At 46.3% G+C, this 12,536-nt stretch carries 15 protein-coding genes and 1 pseudogene; 1 reads left to right on the top strand and 15 read right to left on the bottom strand.

Annotation, left to right across the window (positions count from 1 at the left end; all coding sequences use genetic code 11):
- Position 1: 1 nt before the first annotated feature.
- The 7 genes from RA178_RS00885 to RA178_RS00855 all read right to left on the bottom strand — a co-directional run bounded on the left by RA178_RS00885 (position 2) and on the right by RA178_RS00855 (position 6,216).
- Positions 2-538 carry a phage tail protein gene (locus tag RA178_RS00885; RefSeq protein ID WP_113941567.1) on the bottom strand — a complete coding sequence of 179 codons (537 nt, stop codon included), beginning with the start codon at positions 536-538 and terminating at the stop codon, positions 2-4.
- Positions 539-549: 11 nt separating this feature from the next.
- Positions 550-1,080, bottom strand: a complete 531-nt coding sequence (locus RA178_RS00880; protein WP_168826978.1) for a phage tail protein — start codon at positions 1,078-1,080, stop codon at positions 550-552.
- A gap of 12 nt (positions 1,081-1,092) precedes the next feature.
- Positions 1,093-1,614, bottom strand: a complete 522-nt coding sequence (locus RA178_RS00875) for a phage tail protein (protein ID WP_219254595.1) — start codon at positions 1,612-1,614, stop codon at positions 1,093-1,095.
- An 84-nt stretch (positions 1,615-1,698) separates the two neighbouring features.
- Positions 1,699-2,190 (bottom strand): GNAT family N-acetyltransferase, encoded by a 492-nt coding sequence (locus tag RA178_RS00870; RefSeq protein WP_306684135.1) that lies wholly within the window; start codon positions 2,188-2,190, stop codon positions 1,699-1,701.
- A gap of 276 nt (positions 2,191-2,466) precedes the next feature.
- Positions 2,467-3,606 carry a sulfotransferase family protein gene (locus tag RA178_RS00865; protein ID WP_306684133.1) on the bottom strand — a complete coding sequence of 380 codons (1,140 nt, stop codon included), beginning with the start codon at positions 3,604-3,606 and terminating at the stop codon, positions 2,467-2,469.
- Positions 3,606-5,651, bottom strand: coding sequence for a phytanoyl-CoA dioxygenase family protein (locus RA178_RS00860; RefSeq protein ID WP_306684132.1), 2,046 nt, complete (start codon positions 5,649-5,651; stop codon positions 3,606-3,608). The genes RA178_RS00865 and RA178_RS00860 overlap by 1 nt, the downstream gene beginning before the upstream one ends.
- The gene (locus RA178_RS00855; RefSeq protein ID WP_306684131.1) at positions 5,629-6,216 is read right to left on the bottom strand and encodes an aspartyl/asparaginyl beta-hydroxylase domain-containing protein; all 588 of its coding nucleotides are present in this window, start codon (positions 6,214-6,216) and stop codon (positions 5,629-5,631) included. Before RA178_RS00855 ends, RA178_RS00860 begins: the two co-directional genes overlap by 23 nt.
- A gap of 160 nt (positions 6,217-6,376) precedes the next feature.
- Between RA178_RS00855 and yrfG the strand changes: the two are divergent.
- Positions 6,377-7,040 (top strand): annotated as a pseudogene (gene yrfG / locus RA178_RS00850) (GMP/IMP nucleotidase).
- A 142-nt stretch (positions 7,041-7,182) separates the two neighbouring features.
- Here yrfG and RA178_RS00845 read toward each other — a convergent pair.
- From RA178_RS00845 to gspH, 8 genes are read right to left on the bottom strand one after another with little or no spacing between them, the layout of a single operon-like run.
- The gene (locus RA178_RS00845) at positions 7,183-7,944 is read right to left on the bottom strand and encodes a type II secretion system protein N (protein WP_306684129.1); all 762 of its coding nucleotides are present in this window, start codon (positions 7,942-7,944) and stop codon (positions 7,183-7,185) included.
- A gap of 14 nt (positions 7,945-7,958) precedes the next feature.
- On the bottom strand, positions 7,959-8,435 hold the full coding sequence (locus RA178_RS00840) for a type II secretion system protein M (protein WP_105251002.1): 477 nt from the start codon (positions 8,433-8,435) through the stop codon (positions 7,959-7,961).
- 1 nt (position 8,436) lies between these two features.
- Positions 8,437-9,624 (bottom strand): type II secretion system protein GspL, encoded by a 1,188-nt coding sequence (gspL, locus tag RA178_RS00835; protein WP_219251741.1) that lies wholly within the window; start codon positions 9,622-9,624, stop codon positions 8,437-8,439.
- Between the two features lie 51 nt (positions 9,625-9,675).
- Entirely contained in the window at positions 9,676-9,807 is a 132-nt protein-coding gene (locus tag RA178_RS00830) for a hypothetical protein (protein ID WP_263201166.1), read from the bottom strand.
- A 45-nt stretch (positions 9,808-9,852) separates the two neighbouring features.
- Positions 9,853-10,851 (bottom strand): type II secretion system minor pseudopilin GspK, encoded by a 999-nt coding sequence (gene gspK / locus RA178_RS00825; protein ID WP_306684126.1) that lies wholly within the window; start codon positions 10,849-10,851, stop codon positions 9,853-9,855.
- On the bottom strand, positions 10,848-11,624 hold the full coding sequence (gene gspJ / locus RA178_RS00820; protein ID WP_131525235.1) for a type II secretion system minor pseudopilin GspJ: 777 nt from the start codon (positions 11,622-11,624) through the stop codon (positions 10,848-10,850). Before gspJ ends, gspK begins: the two co-directional genes overlap by 4 nt.
- Positions 11,605-11,973: a type II secretion system minor pseudopilin GspI gene (gene gspI, locus RA178_RS00815; RefSeq protein ID WP_105250998.1), complete on the bottom strand. Its 369-nt coding sequence runs from the start codon at positions 11,971-11,973 to the stop codon at positions 11,605-11,607. The genes gspJ and gspI overlap by 20 nt, the downstream gene beginning before the upstream one ends.
- On the bottom strand, positions 11,960-12,535 hold the full coding sequence (gene gspH, locus RA178_RS00810) for a type II secretion system minor pseudopilin GspH (protein ID WP_113941577.1): 576 nt from the start codon (positions 12,533-12,535) through the stop codon (positions 11,960-11,962). Before gspH ends, gspI begins: the two co-directional genes overlap by 14 nt.
- Between the last annotated feature and the right edge of the window lies 1 nt (position 12,536).

Genomic DNA, 12,536 nt, shown 5'->3' with positions numbered 1-12,536 from the left:
ATTAATTGCGTGCCGGAAATACACCATAAAGGGCAATACAATAATTCAATGCGATAAATGGCTGACGGTTTTCATGGGGTAGACCACCACCATTTAGACCTAAAGTCTGTGGTGCCATAGTGGTATTTAATGTACCTGGTGCTGCCTGCATATAGTTGACTATGCCACCACCACGTCCATCCTTCGCAAGATAGGTATTCGCTGCCGGAGAAGGCAAAGTCCCCTGATTATTCAAACCGGTCAGCGTGTGGTTGTGTGCTGGCATTTCAGTGGAGATCAGCGTCACCCCATTTTCACCAAACTGTTCGCCCCAATCCCAGGTTCTCAGCCCGGGGCCCTGACCTACACCAACTACGGTCTGCCCCTGCAAATTAGGCAATTGGAACGTGGTTGTACCATTGCCACCATAAGTAATTCCGATAATTGAAAACAACGCGGTATTACTTGCGATTGACAATATTTGGCCATTACACAGCGCCCAATTGTGGGGAGCGAAGCTGAATGGCAACAAACGGATTTCACCTATAAATGGATCCATAATTTCGCTCCTTAATTACGCGATGGGAAAATGCCTTCAATACATATGATGTAATTTATCGCTGTAGTAGGCATGATGTTATTGTGTGGTTGTGTTCCCCCTGAGGCTTGCACACTGAGTGCATTCATAACTTGGGGATCGGCACCGCTAGATGGCAAAGGAGCATAAATATTATCGGTATTACTGTGGGCAAAGACATTACCCATAGGGCTAGGTGATGTGGAGGGACTTGCAGTACTCGCCGACAAACTATGGCTGTGTGAAGGTATTTGCGGCGTTAATAAGGTAACGGATTCAACACCAAACTGCTGACCGATAACACGGGGAGTCAGACCAGGGCCATTACCCTGCCCAACCGGAAGGCGACCGCGCAAATCCGGCAATTGAAATGTTGTTACCCCATCACCACCATAAGTGGTTCCGATAATTGCGAAAAGAGTGCTTTGCTCACTAATACTTAATAGCTGACCAGCGCACAACATCCAACCTCTAGGTGCAAAACTACCCGCAAAAAGACGGATATCACCGATATAAGGATCCATAGTGATTCTCCTCTAGTTACGTGAAGGGTAAATGCCTTGAGTGGCAATGCAATAATTCATTACCAGTGAAGGCTGACAATTTTCATGGGCTTGATTGCCGCCGGTACTGGATACAGTTGCAGGGTCCAACGCTTGTAAACTTGCAGCGGACCCATACAAATTGACCTCACCTGCTGTATTTTTGGCGGCGGCAATATTATTGCCTGCAAGCAACGTGGTATCGCCCGCCGTAGAACTGGCCATCACAAGGTGATTGTGTACAGGCAGGTTGTTAGGTACTAGGGTTACATTTTCAACACCCGCCTTACTGCCCTGAGGCAAACCTGCACTAACATTAGGGTGAACTGGTACGCGACCACGTAAATCCGGCAACGCAAAAGTATTGATACCGTCGCCACCGTAGGTCGTACCCAAGAGTGAAAAAAGCGCTTGGTTGGTGTTGATGGGCAATAATTGCCCTGCACACAAAGTCCAATACTTAGGTGCCCAGTTGTATGGGAGAAGCTTAATTTCTCCGAGAAAAAAATCAGACATCCATGACTCCTTAATAAAAATAAACCTATCTATACATCATCTGTTTGATTACACACGCTTTCCTCTTCCCTCAAACAACACTACCTATGGTGATGGCCACGATAGCCACTCTTGAGTAGGTGATATTTCAAAAGGTGAGAAACCCAAACGAAGATATAACTGTTTCGCACGCATATTTTGTCGATCAACACTCAGACTCACACTCGCCTCTTTTGCTTGGGCATAGGCTTTTACCGAGTCCAAAATGACTGAACCATAACCATAGCCACGAAATTGCGGCGCGATGACAAAGTCAACGATATGGACACCGTTAACAGAGGGATTAAGTATGATTTTGCCAATAGAAATTGATTGATATTCAATGATCAGAGTCATGGCTTGAGGATATTGGGCTGCGTAACCCGCTTGCTGTAAGCGGTATTGTTGTTGCACTAACAACTCTCGTTGCTGTGGGGAAAGTGGTAATAGAGACAGTTCCGTCCTTGCAGAACAAAATAGTGAAAATACAAAAGCATCGTCATTTTTATACGCATAACGCAATGAATAGGCTTTAGGTAATACTATGTCTTCTACCATCAAATACATTCCCTGTAATAAGTAACTCTAACAGCGCTTTATAGTTCTTTAATTCGTCGTGGCAGCTCGGGGTTAACGGGCAAAACTCAACAAATCGAATGACAGGTTTAAAGAGAGACTCAGGGAAATGCGTTCGCAGAATAAAAAAGGCTAACGACTTTGAAGTACATGATTGCATTTTCCATCCCTAGAATAAAAACGTTAACTTGCTGATATTTTTTAATATAGATAGTTGGCTAAAGCTAGTTCACATCACACAAAAATACAAGATTTATGTTAACCTTTAGTTTCAAAAAGGTGAAGATTAGACCAGTTACAATAACGGTGGATCTGTTCTTTTTGCTTAGCCGAAAAAAAACTTTGTTTAGATTGTGAATCTGCTACAAAGGGCTGCGTGGCTGTTTTAGAGTGTATTAACTGACATTGTTCGACTTGGCTGCACTCTTCTTTAGAGAGAGCCAACGAAAACCAATTTGCGATTTTATTCGCTATCGCGGGTAACAACTCCTGATAATCCACGACCATCACTTGGTTACGCTGACTCATCTCTAACCCATAACCCAATAACAAGCGCAATACCTTACATTGATAATCCAGTATCGACTCCCCCTCCTCTGGTACTGATAATTCAAGGAATAAAGGTCGAGACGGTTGTCGCACCATATGATATCCAGCAGACTTTTGCTGTGAGGCTAAGATCTCGACAGGGTCCCTAAGTAGCAATAACACGGGAACTTGAGGATAAAGTGATAGGATCAATGGCCAAAACTGCAAATCCCACGCATTCCATTTAATCAACAAATGCTGTTCAGGATGAAACAACTGACCTTGGGTATTAATGCAAAATATTAAAGCTGCGCGTCTTTCAGTGTCTGATAGGTTCCTATCCAATAGCACTTGAGTCAGCAAAGGCGATTCAGATAACACCCTGCATTTAGATAACCCCGCAAAACTGCGCGACACTAAGGTAGATCCACAGCGAGAGAGGTGAAATATAAATCCGGCAGGCTGCACTTGTTCTACTAGCCCAGAAAGATTTGGCGCAGGTAACAGAGCAGTTTGGGGTTTAATCAAGGCGGACAATAACTGACCCCGCACGGCAGAAATATGCTCCGAGTAGAAAGGATGAATCGGTTTTTCTGCGGCGGACATCCACTCTAATACTCTGCGTTTAGGGTCATAGTCTGCTGGCGCCCAAAACTGGCAGAAGAGTGAATAATCAGGCTCTATCCTTTGTCGATTACCAGTATGCAAGATGGCCAGTAACCTATCATCGCCACAGTCTGGTAAGTGCCAAAAAAGCCGCAAATATTGGCAAAAGTTGGTGAGAGTCATAACCTTGCCAAGCTCCCTCAGGGCGGTTGGATTATGAACTAACAACCAATAGCGTTGCTGTTGTTCTTTAAAATCAACCATTAGGAAGCCATAGGGTAAAAGTTAATGTATTGCACCATACGCGGTAACGTCCCACGATTAGGACTGGCGCCATGGGGCAAGGCATGGTGCCAAATGATTAAATCTCCCGCTTTAGCCGCTATAGGTTTTACTTGCCAGCGATGCCAATCCTGTTGCTGAAGCTCTATATCAGACTTGTTCTGTTCGAGAAGCCACTCCTCTATCTTGAGATGAAATCCGGGGACACAACAGAATGCGCCTTGTTCCGCACTGGTATCGGTTAAATAAATTAACCCTTGCGTCGCAAACTTAACGGGGAGCTGTAGCGGCATATCCCAGTGCATATCCGGACCGGGGAAATGCCAAGTTGGCGTTTCAGGTGGATTAAAGCTGACTCTATCGGTTGTCATAACTAAATCCGTTCGCTGCCACAAAAGTTCAAACACTTGACGAATTTTGGGGACTTGTCGATTCGCGTCCAGTTGCGGATGGCGAAACAGTTGCAGCATGATTTTCTGCATAAACTCATGAGGTTGATACCAAGTGGTGGGATCTTGTTCATTGGATCCTAACTGCTGCCAAATAAAATCTCGAGTTGCGGCGCATTGCTCTGCCGTGAGTACTTGCGGGATCACTAAATAACCTTCACTTTGCCAAAAATTGAGTTGTGACTCACTGAGTACTGCCGCCAGATTTGAGTCTTCAACCTCCGCTGAATTGAAGTCTTCGACTTCTGATACTGTGACCGATGGCGTTAATCCATGGAAAATAGCGCCTAATTGCTGATTAATCCCAGCAATATCCGCGGCTGTCAGCTTGGCGATTTGCTGAATGTAAGCAACAAAAGCTGACTGATGATCGTTTTGATATAAAGCTCTTAGACCCGGCTCTAGCCCTATTCCACAAAGATCCAGCAAGGTTTTATCTAAGTGCCATTCATTAGCCAGTTCAGTGAATGGCACTTCCCATTTGCGTAGCTGTATCTTTTGCCAAAGCCGCTGCAAATGATAAATGCCTAAGCAGCTCAGATCGTCACTCGACACAAGCACTGGTTTTTGCTCTATAACATCAAACACAAAATCGGGATGAGTACCCTGCTCATATCGAAAAGCAAGGCATGAGAGCGGCTTAAGCCAATGTTCACGTCGATATCGAGGTAACGTGAGTTGAGATTGGTTTTCGCTCAACTTCGATTCACCATAAACTTGAATGCTGGTAGTAAACTTAAGCGTTACTGCACTCAGACTGAAATCGGGCAATAGTAATGTACCAGCCAAGAAACTGCGGTCTCCACTGGCAAGCAAGCGTGCTGTTTGTAGGTTGAGCGCGAATAACGGCCCTAAATAATGCGTCTCCACAAAATCCTGCACAGTACGACACTCAAGCCAAGCGTCTAACTCAATATTTTGCGGGATGAGCACACCATCATCTGCAAGATACGCCTGTAAATGGGTAAAAATTTGCACTTGCGGCTCCTGTTGCAACAAGTGCTTCATGGTTTCGGAAAGAATCACATCAAACTTTACGACTGTATTTGGCTGCCAAAGCGTGGCATCAGCACAGACACTCTCCACCACACGATCTGCTAAATCAAAGTGTTCAATAAGCTTAGTGACTTTATCTAACGAGGCTTGATGAATGTCGAGCAAGGTCACTTGAATTTGACTCGCAGAAAATAACGGCAGCAGAGGTAATAATAACCAAGCAAAAGGCCCAGTCCCCGCGTATAAGATGTTCACAATCTGCCCAGGATGAGCCTTTAGACGATCTTGTATTGCTTGATAAATCCCTTGTATGAAGACTCGGCCCCGCTCGGGATCTTCGGCACACTGCGCCGCGGTAGTGAGTGAAACAGCCTTACCAAAAGGCGTATGGCTCGCCTCAGTATCCAAAAAAGACTCGGGGTGTAACTCCACTGCCGCTATTTGGCACAACTGCTTCAGCATGGGATCGATGAGCCGTTTAGACTCCCCTGCTGAGGTTGACAGTAGTAGCGCATTAGCAAACTGAGTTAATACAGCTACATCCAAACTATGCCCTAATTCAAGCTCTGATCTTTGCAGCATCGATTAACTCCCTTAACCAAGTATTGACCTCGCAATCAATCACTAAATTGATCCGCGCATCCTGCCCTTTATTTTCAACCCAATGGACTTGGTCGGCATTGATATACCAAAGCTCTCCGGCCTGCATGGGTACACGTTTATCGTCCACGTAAAAGTTGAGTTGCTCATTCGTTTGCAGTGGCAAATGCAGTCTTGCCTCGCCTTGTTCTAGGCAGAGTCCTTGATCTCTATGGGGTTTGATTTTTGCCCCCGCATGTAAGCGCATCAAACGCACGGATTTCACTGGGCAGGCTAAGGATTGTAGAAAATGGCATAACGCAGGGCTCGATTCGAGTTGAGGCAAATCTTGCCAGTGCTGACCGGTAGAAATTGAGAAGGCTTGCAAGATAGGATGAGCACCGCGATACTCTGCTGCACAGCGTAAGACGAGAACATCCCAACCACCCATATAATCACGCTGATTTACATGGGGTAACCAGTCTTGTTGCAGTAAAGCATTCAACTCTTGCTGTAAACTAAGGGAGTTTGAAACTTGAGCTAATAGGGCAAAAGAACAGATATCCATATCCAACCGCTTAATTTTCAGACTAAAAATAATTAATCATCCAAGACTAGCACAAAGATTTAAGCATACAAGTGACTCGAATCATCGTCATCACTGAGTATTACGCAGTGCAACAATCAATGCTAAGCGTGATTCAGTTTTGCAAAAATAGGAAATACCCATGTTTAACTGGAAGACTATCGATACGGTTCTGCTCGATATGGATGGCACCCTATTGGATTTGCACTTCGACAATCATTTTTGGCTGAATTTAGTACCGCAGGAATTGAGTCGACAACAAGGTGTGAGCCACAACGAAGCGCAGCAATTAGTTGTGAACGCCTATGAGAAAGTCGTAGGCACGCTCGATTGGTACTGTCTCGATTATTGGCAGGAGCAACTGCAGCTCGACATTATGGGCTTGCACCGCACTTTTAGTGGATCGTATTCAACTGCGCCAAGACAGCATGCCATTTTTAGCGGCCTTGGCCTCTGCAGGTAAACGGCGCATCTTAGTGACCAATGCGCATCCCAAGAGTCTTGCCCTAAAGCTTGAACATACCGAGCTGGCAGCAGGGCTCGATGACATGATTTCTAGCCACGAGACAGGTTACCCTAAGGAACACCCACAATTTTGGCTGACCTTGTTTAAGCAATTCAACCTTGAACCAAGTCGCTGTCTCTTTATCGACGATAGCGAACCCATACTCAAGGCCGCTAAACTTGCCGGTGTGGGTCATCAATTAGGGATTGCTAACCCAGACAGTAAAAAACCAATCAAAGTCTTTCACGATTTTCCCGCGATTACCGACTATCACTCACTACTGACTGATCTAACACGATAAAAAAGCCATAAAAAAGGCACCTAAGGTGCCTTCGTTTCTATTCATCGCGTTGTTTTAGGATCGAACGTTTAATCGCAACTCTCGCATTACGGCCTTCACATCTGAGCACTCACATTAAGTTTAAGTGCTCATCTAAAACAGCCTATAACCCAGGGATCCGCCCCTGATATACCACAGGGAAATAACCATCCGCACCACGCTTACCTAAAATATTCAGCGACTCACGCATATCTTCTGGTTGCTCTGCCGTTTCTTTAATCTTAGCCTCAACCTTCACCATATTGCCTTCATCTAACTGTAAGGTACCAACAATACCAAGCTGGTTCTTGGTTTCATCTGTGGCCAATTGCGCTTTGCCATCAACGCAACTAAGGCCGAGTTCGATATTGCCTAGTGGATAGTTGCCAAACTGGTTTTTAACATTGGTTTGATTCAAAAACAGCTTACCAGACAGCTGCTCGCACCAAGGCTTACCTTGCTCTAACGTCTCGACTAATAGGCTAACTTCACCGGATATTTCGGTTTTAAAAGGCAGTTTTGCATTGCCGAGTAAAAAGCTATCCGGCGCTTCGAAACGTAAACCCTGCGCACTTAAGCCTCCCATAGACCAAGAAATTAATCCCTTAGCACTGACAGGTGTTGCGCGGCTGCCCACTTGAAAATCCACTTTCACTTTACCTAAAAATAGCGCCCAAGGACTCAGATCCCAACGCACTTGCTCTACCTGGCGCTGCGGCATACTTAAGGTTTCTATGCTGCCAGACCAAATACTGCCACTCACACCCGAAACACTGATATTCGCGGGCAATGGGGCTAACGCTATCGCAATCTTAGCGGGGAATAGAACGACTAAAAATATTAAATAAATCAGTACGCCTATGATGACTTTTTTTATCAAACTCACAGCTACACCTTAATTTATTGCGCTAATTGGATACGCCTCACTTTGACATAGCCAGGTACATCGGCCTCAGCCAAATCAACACTTTCGAGTGAAAGTCCTTTCTTCTGTACTAACTCACTCAAATAACCTAACAAGGCATCAAAAGGAACATCGTCCATCCACACTTGGATTTTATCGCCTTGGGGCTGCATGCGAGTAATCACTAACCCATAATTGCCTGCAGTTTGGTTAACCACTGAGCTTAAACTGCCCGACGTCGTTGGCTTAGCACCGTTCTGCTTAAGACTCGCTATTTTATTCGCCGTTTGTTTTACATAGTTCAACGTCTGTTGTTGTGCATTGAGGTTACGTAATGCATCGGCTTCAGCATTGGCAATCGGCGTCCAAACACCCCAATAAAAAATACCAATGACTAAAAATACCGAGCAAAAGCCCACTAACTGCTGCTCGCGCGATGCGAGCCCTTGCCACCAAGTCCGCAAATTATCCATCTTATTTGCTCCTCAAGGTTAAGGTACTGGTGACTTGCTCTTCACCGCTATTCATAGTGCCGCCGTCGAGTTGAAAACGACGACCGACAATCTCTTTAAACTTCTCGATCTGCGCGTAATTTTTCGCACTCACTTGCATGCGGATCTCGTTACGAGCACTTTCGAATCTTAAGCTATTAGGTTTAAGTTCAGGCACTTGCTTAAAGGCATCCTGTAAACCATCGAGCATGGCAAAAAACTCGGCACCACTGCCCTGTCCCAGCAATGCACGTAATTGACTTTCCATCTGCGAACGTAGGTTAACAATACGCGAATTTCCCGGGATCACTTGCTGATAAATGGATTCACTCTGGGCTTTAAGATCGGCAACCTGACCATTGACTTGATGTATAGTCAGCCCTTTATTCACTAAGGCCAGCACGCACGCGATGGCAATAACGATGGCCGCACTTTTCCACATCATCAACTGTTTGCTGTATTCACGCTTCGGTGTGTAAACGCCGCTCAGTAAATTCACTGGTGCATGCAAAATACCGCGGGCTAACACTAACATAGGTAGCTCGAGTGACTGCGGCTTAAGCTCGACCCCCTCGAGTTGCATCTCGGTATAACTGGCGACAGAGACTTCGCCCTGTGCAGGCTTAAGTTGTTCTAACGCAATTGGCAACCAAGGCAGAGGTAAGCTCTGGCCCGAAGCTAATCCGGTACGCAGCAATAGCTCATTGCCAAAATTCATTGCCGCCCATTGGCACTCTTGCAATGGCAAGGCTAAACAATCAGGCACAATGCGCTTCACTTTTAAACCCGCTTCGGTCAAACAACTCAGCCAAGTCTGCATTTGCTCATGTGCCACTGCGACCACACTTAAGGCGTCACCGTCACGTGGACCAACAGTAAAATGCATAGCATCGACATCATCGGCTAAGGCTTCTTCGAGCATAAAAGGCAAGGCTTTCAAGGCTTGGCGTTGACCTTTTTCGGGCAAATGCACACTAGTGAGCGTCATTGCCGCGGCGGGCACTAACACATCGACGGGACGATTGCCCGCACGCTCAGTTAAGGTCGACAAACCTTGGGCATTGGCGAGCTCGCCAGAGGCGATAATTTCCTGTTCTTGCTCCGACCAAACGAGCCAAGAGCACGCTTGCTCTGCTGTTCTGCCTAAGCGAATAAATAGCCGTTCACTCACAGTTTTTCTCCACCAGTCCCAGTCAAGAAAGCGTGACTGAGCTCGTTGCTATTATTTTTGTCCACCAGATTCTGCCGGGTGAGCACTTCCATTATTTTGGCCACCAACATCAAACCCTGACGGGTGAGCACTGCCATTATTTTTGTCCACCAACATCAAACCCTGCCGGGTGAGCACTTCCATTATTTTTGGCCACCAACATCAAACCCTGACGGGTGAGCACTGCCATTATTTTTGGCCACCAAACTGACGGGTGAGCACTTCCATTTTATTGCCGCCGCTCTTTTTGAGCACACTTTCCATTCTAAATACGGCGTTATCAACCTTCGCCCCTGAGGCCAATAAAAAATATTGGCTATCGATGACAAAGCTCGACTTCATGGCACCCTCCCACTTGATCGTTCCCATGGATGAGCTTTCATAAAAATCATCTATCTTGGCAAAGCCATCACCGGGGCGTTGGTTGATGATACTTTCTGCTTCGCCTACCGAAATCTGATTTTCGAGCATGCCAGCTAACAGTGCCGCTTGCTCTACTTCCAAGGTATTCACATTCAGTAATTGCCTGTCATTGCCAGGGATAACGCATACATAGGGCAAGAGTTTCAAATAGATATCTTGGGTGTATCCCATCACTGCCCGTAATTCACTGCGATGATTCATCAGCGTATTGGCCGCACGGTAAGGCACATTTCGCGCTTCGTATTCCGCATCTTCGGCACCATAAGGGCTAGCAGTGGTGTCTTCGTCGATATAATCTTTTAAGGTCTGGGTCAGACGGTCCGCACTAAAGTCGTCCATCCCTAAACTCACCAACAAGGCCTTATATTGCTTCGCCGCCAGCGGCAGCTTAGGTTGACTGTTTTCCACCTCTTTCGTAGTCACAGACAAGGCATTTAAGTTAAAACAGGCGCGCATATCAGTGATCTTGCCAGCAATTTCACCGTATTCCGCCGGAAACACAACATCGGCCATGGCCCAATATTGTTGCCTGTGGACTCGACCTTCCGAGTCGTCTAAATCTTGTTTTAAAATCTTCTTCGCCAGTTCTTCGGCAGAAATCGCGTACCAATAGGCTTGATCGTACTGGGCCAAGTTCAACGTTCGACGCATGGATAACTGATTACGGCCTGTGATATTTGTCGCGATGATCACCACCATGGCAACTATCAAGAGCACAACTATCAGTGCGACACCACGCTGTTTAGACCGAGATTGGGTTCTCATTCGCGGCCCTCATCTTCAGGGTCGCCATCACCTGGATCACCAGAACCGTCACCTGGATCGTTCCCCGAGCCATCATCGACTCCATCTTTGTCTTTATCTTTGTTCGTATCGTCCGGATTTTCGTCTTTATTATCGTCATCCTTAGACTTTTCTGGTGCAACAGCACCCAGCGGCAACAAGAACTTACGTTGGATCTTGCCTAAACCTTCAATCTCAATCTCCATGGCGATCGCTTTAGGCAACTTAGTCGCCTCGACTTTACGCTCCCACTTGTCTTCCATGAAGAAGGAATATTCCACCGACAGCACTTTGTCGATAATCACTGTCTTAATCGGCTCGGCGCCAAATTCAGGCTCAGGATAAGGAAAATACCAACGTTCCAGCCGCCCTTCATGCACCACATACGCCACCGACTGTAAGCTGCCTCGCGGTAATAAACCATCGGGATTTAACCAGCCTAAACGGTAAAACACTAAGGCTTCTGATTCCGAATCTAAGATATCATTGCCCGTTTGGAAGACGGTCGAACCTCGACCCCCTTCGAGTAATCTTGGCGTGCGCGCCACCATTTGCGCGAGATCACGCTCAATCGCACCAAAACCTTGCTGTAGAGCTTTAAGCCGAGTTGAAAACGCGCGCGTCACTTCATCGTTAGTCAGCACTGTGCTGAGTACCGCATTAGAAGCCAAACCTATCATGGCGAAAATCGCGATGGCGATCAGCATTTCCAGCAGGGTGAATCCCCGCTGCGCACTAGTTAGTTTTAAGGACATAACTGCTCACTTGTGCGGCAATACGCTGATAACGTTCGTCTTCACTCACACTTATGCGGATCATACGAAAATTATCGTCCGTTGTTTTCACCACTTCTTTACGCCAATACCAATCCTTTCCTGCGAGCTCAACTTGACCTTCTTTTTTACCGATTTCAGGAAACTGTGGATCAAGTCTGGCATCGACCATCTGATTATCAGCCACCCATTGTGCCAAAGTGCGCGATTCCAGAATCGGCATGTTTGCCATCTGCTCGCCCAAACTTTTAGTGATAGACACGGCCGCAATCGAAAATACGGCAAGGGCCACAATCACTTCGAGTAGGGTCATGCCCTTAACGCGTTTCATCGGGGCGCCCTATGGTTAATCTGCCCAGCGCATCACCGACCACTAACGTTTCGGCCTGCTGGCCTTTGTTAGTTTTAGCGATAAACGTCAGCTCAAAAGCGCTCATTTCACCGCTCGGGAATAGCATGACCTGTGGCTCAGGGTGTTTCTTCTTATCATCGGCAGAGGGTTCAATCAGCGGTTCTTCAAACCAAGAATCGTCTTTCTCATCCTCTTGTACCAAAGGTAAACCATCGAGCACTAAGTTCAGTACAACCCCTGGCTCCATTTGCTTTTCAGATAAGAGTCTGTCTTTATCCAAAGGCTCCCACTTACCTTCTTTATAAAAAACAAACTGATAACTGGTTTTCTCAATCACAATACCAATAAACTGGCCACTTAAAACGGTTTCATCAAGCACCATTTCAGTGGCCGCAATAAACTGCCGCGCCGTTCTATCTAAGGCCTGTTGCGGCCCAGAATTGCCAATAGACATAGTCACAGCCGCAGCTGTGAGCCCCATCAACAAAATCACTAGCATCACCTCCATTAAGGTGAAACCAGCGTGACGCAGCTTTAGCATC

This window comes from Shewanella oncorhynchi (assembly GCF_030848765.1).
Classification (GTDB): domain Bacteria; phylum Pseudomonadota; class Gammaproteobacteria; order Enterobacterales; family Shewanellaceae; genus Shewanella; species Shewanella oncorhynchi.
The sequence above is the reverse complement of the archived record's forward strand: the minus strand, read 5'-3'. Positions and strand labels throughout refer to the sequence as shown.

Excerpts from the sequence above, each read along its gene's own strand:
- RA178_RS00885 (WP_113941567.1), bottom strand. The coding sequence starts at position 538 with ATGGATCCATTTATAGGTGAAATCCGTTTGTTGCCATTCAGCTTCGCT.
- RA178_RS00880 (WP_168826978.1), bottom strand. The coding sequence starts at position 1,080 with ATGGATCCTTATATCGGTGATATCCGTCTTTTTGCGGGTAGTTTTGCA.
- RA178_RS00875 (WP_219254595.1), bottom strand. The coding sequence starts at position 1,614 with ATGTCTGATTTTTTTCTCGGAGAAATTAAGCTTCTCCCATACAACTGG.
- RA178_RS00870 (WP_306684135.1), bottom strand. The coding sequence starts at position 2,190 with ATGGTAGAAGACATAGTATTACCTAAAGCCTATTCATTGCGTTATGCG.
- RA178_RS00865 (WP_306684133.1), bottom strand. The coding sequence starts at position 3,606 with ATGGTTGATTTTAAAGAACAACAGCAACGCTATTGGTTGTTAGTTCAT.
- RA178_RS00860 (WP_306684132.1), bottom strand. The coding sequence starts at position 5,651 with ATGCTGCAAAGATCAGAGCTTGAATTAGGGCATAGTTTGGATGTAGCT.
- RA178_RS00855 (WP_306684131.1), bottom strand. The coding sequence starts at position 6,216 with ATGGATATCTGTTCTTTTGCCCTATTAGCTCAAGTTTCAAACTCCCTT.
- RA178_RS00840 (WP_105251002.1), bottom strand. The coding sequence starts at position 8,435 with ATGGATAATTTGCGGACTTGGTGGCAAGGGCTCGCATCGCGCGAGCAG.
- RA178_RS00830 (WP_263201166.1), bottom strand. The coding sequence starts at position 9,807 with ATGGAAGTGCTCACCCGGCAGGGTTTGATGTTGGTGGACAAAAATAAT.
- gspK (WP_306684126.1), bottom strand. The coding sequence starts at position 10,851 with ATGAGAACCCAATCTCGGTCTAAACAGCGTGGTGTCGCACTGATAGTT.
- gspJ (WP_131525235.1), bottom strand. The coding sequence starts at position 11,624 with ATGTCCTTAAAACTAACTAGTGCGCAGCGGGGATTCACCCTGCTGGAA.
- gspI (WP_105250998.1), bottom strand. The coding sequence starts at position 11,973 with ATGAAACGCGTTAAGGGCATGACCCTACTCGAAGTGATTGTGGCCCTT.
- gspH (WP_113941577.1), bottom strand. The coding sequence starts at position 12,535 with ATGCTAAAGCTGCGTCACGCTGGTTTCACCTTAATGGAGGTGATGCTA.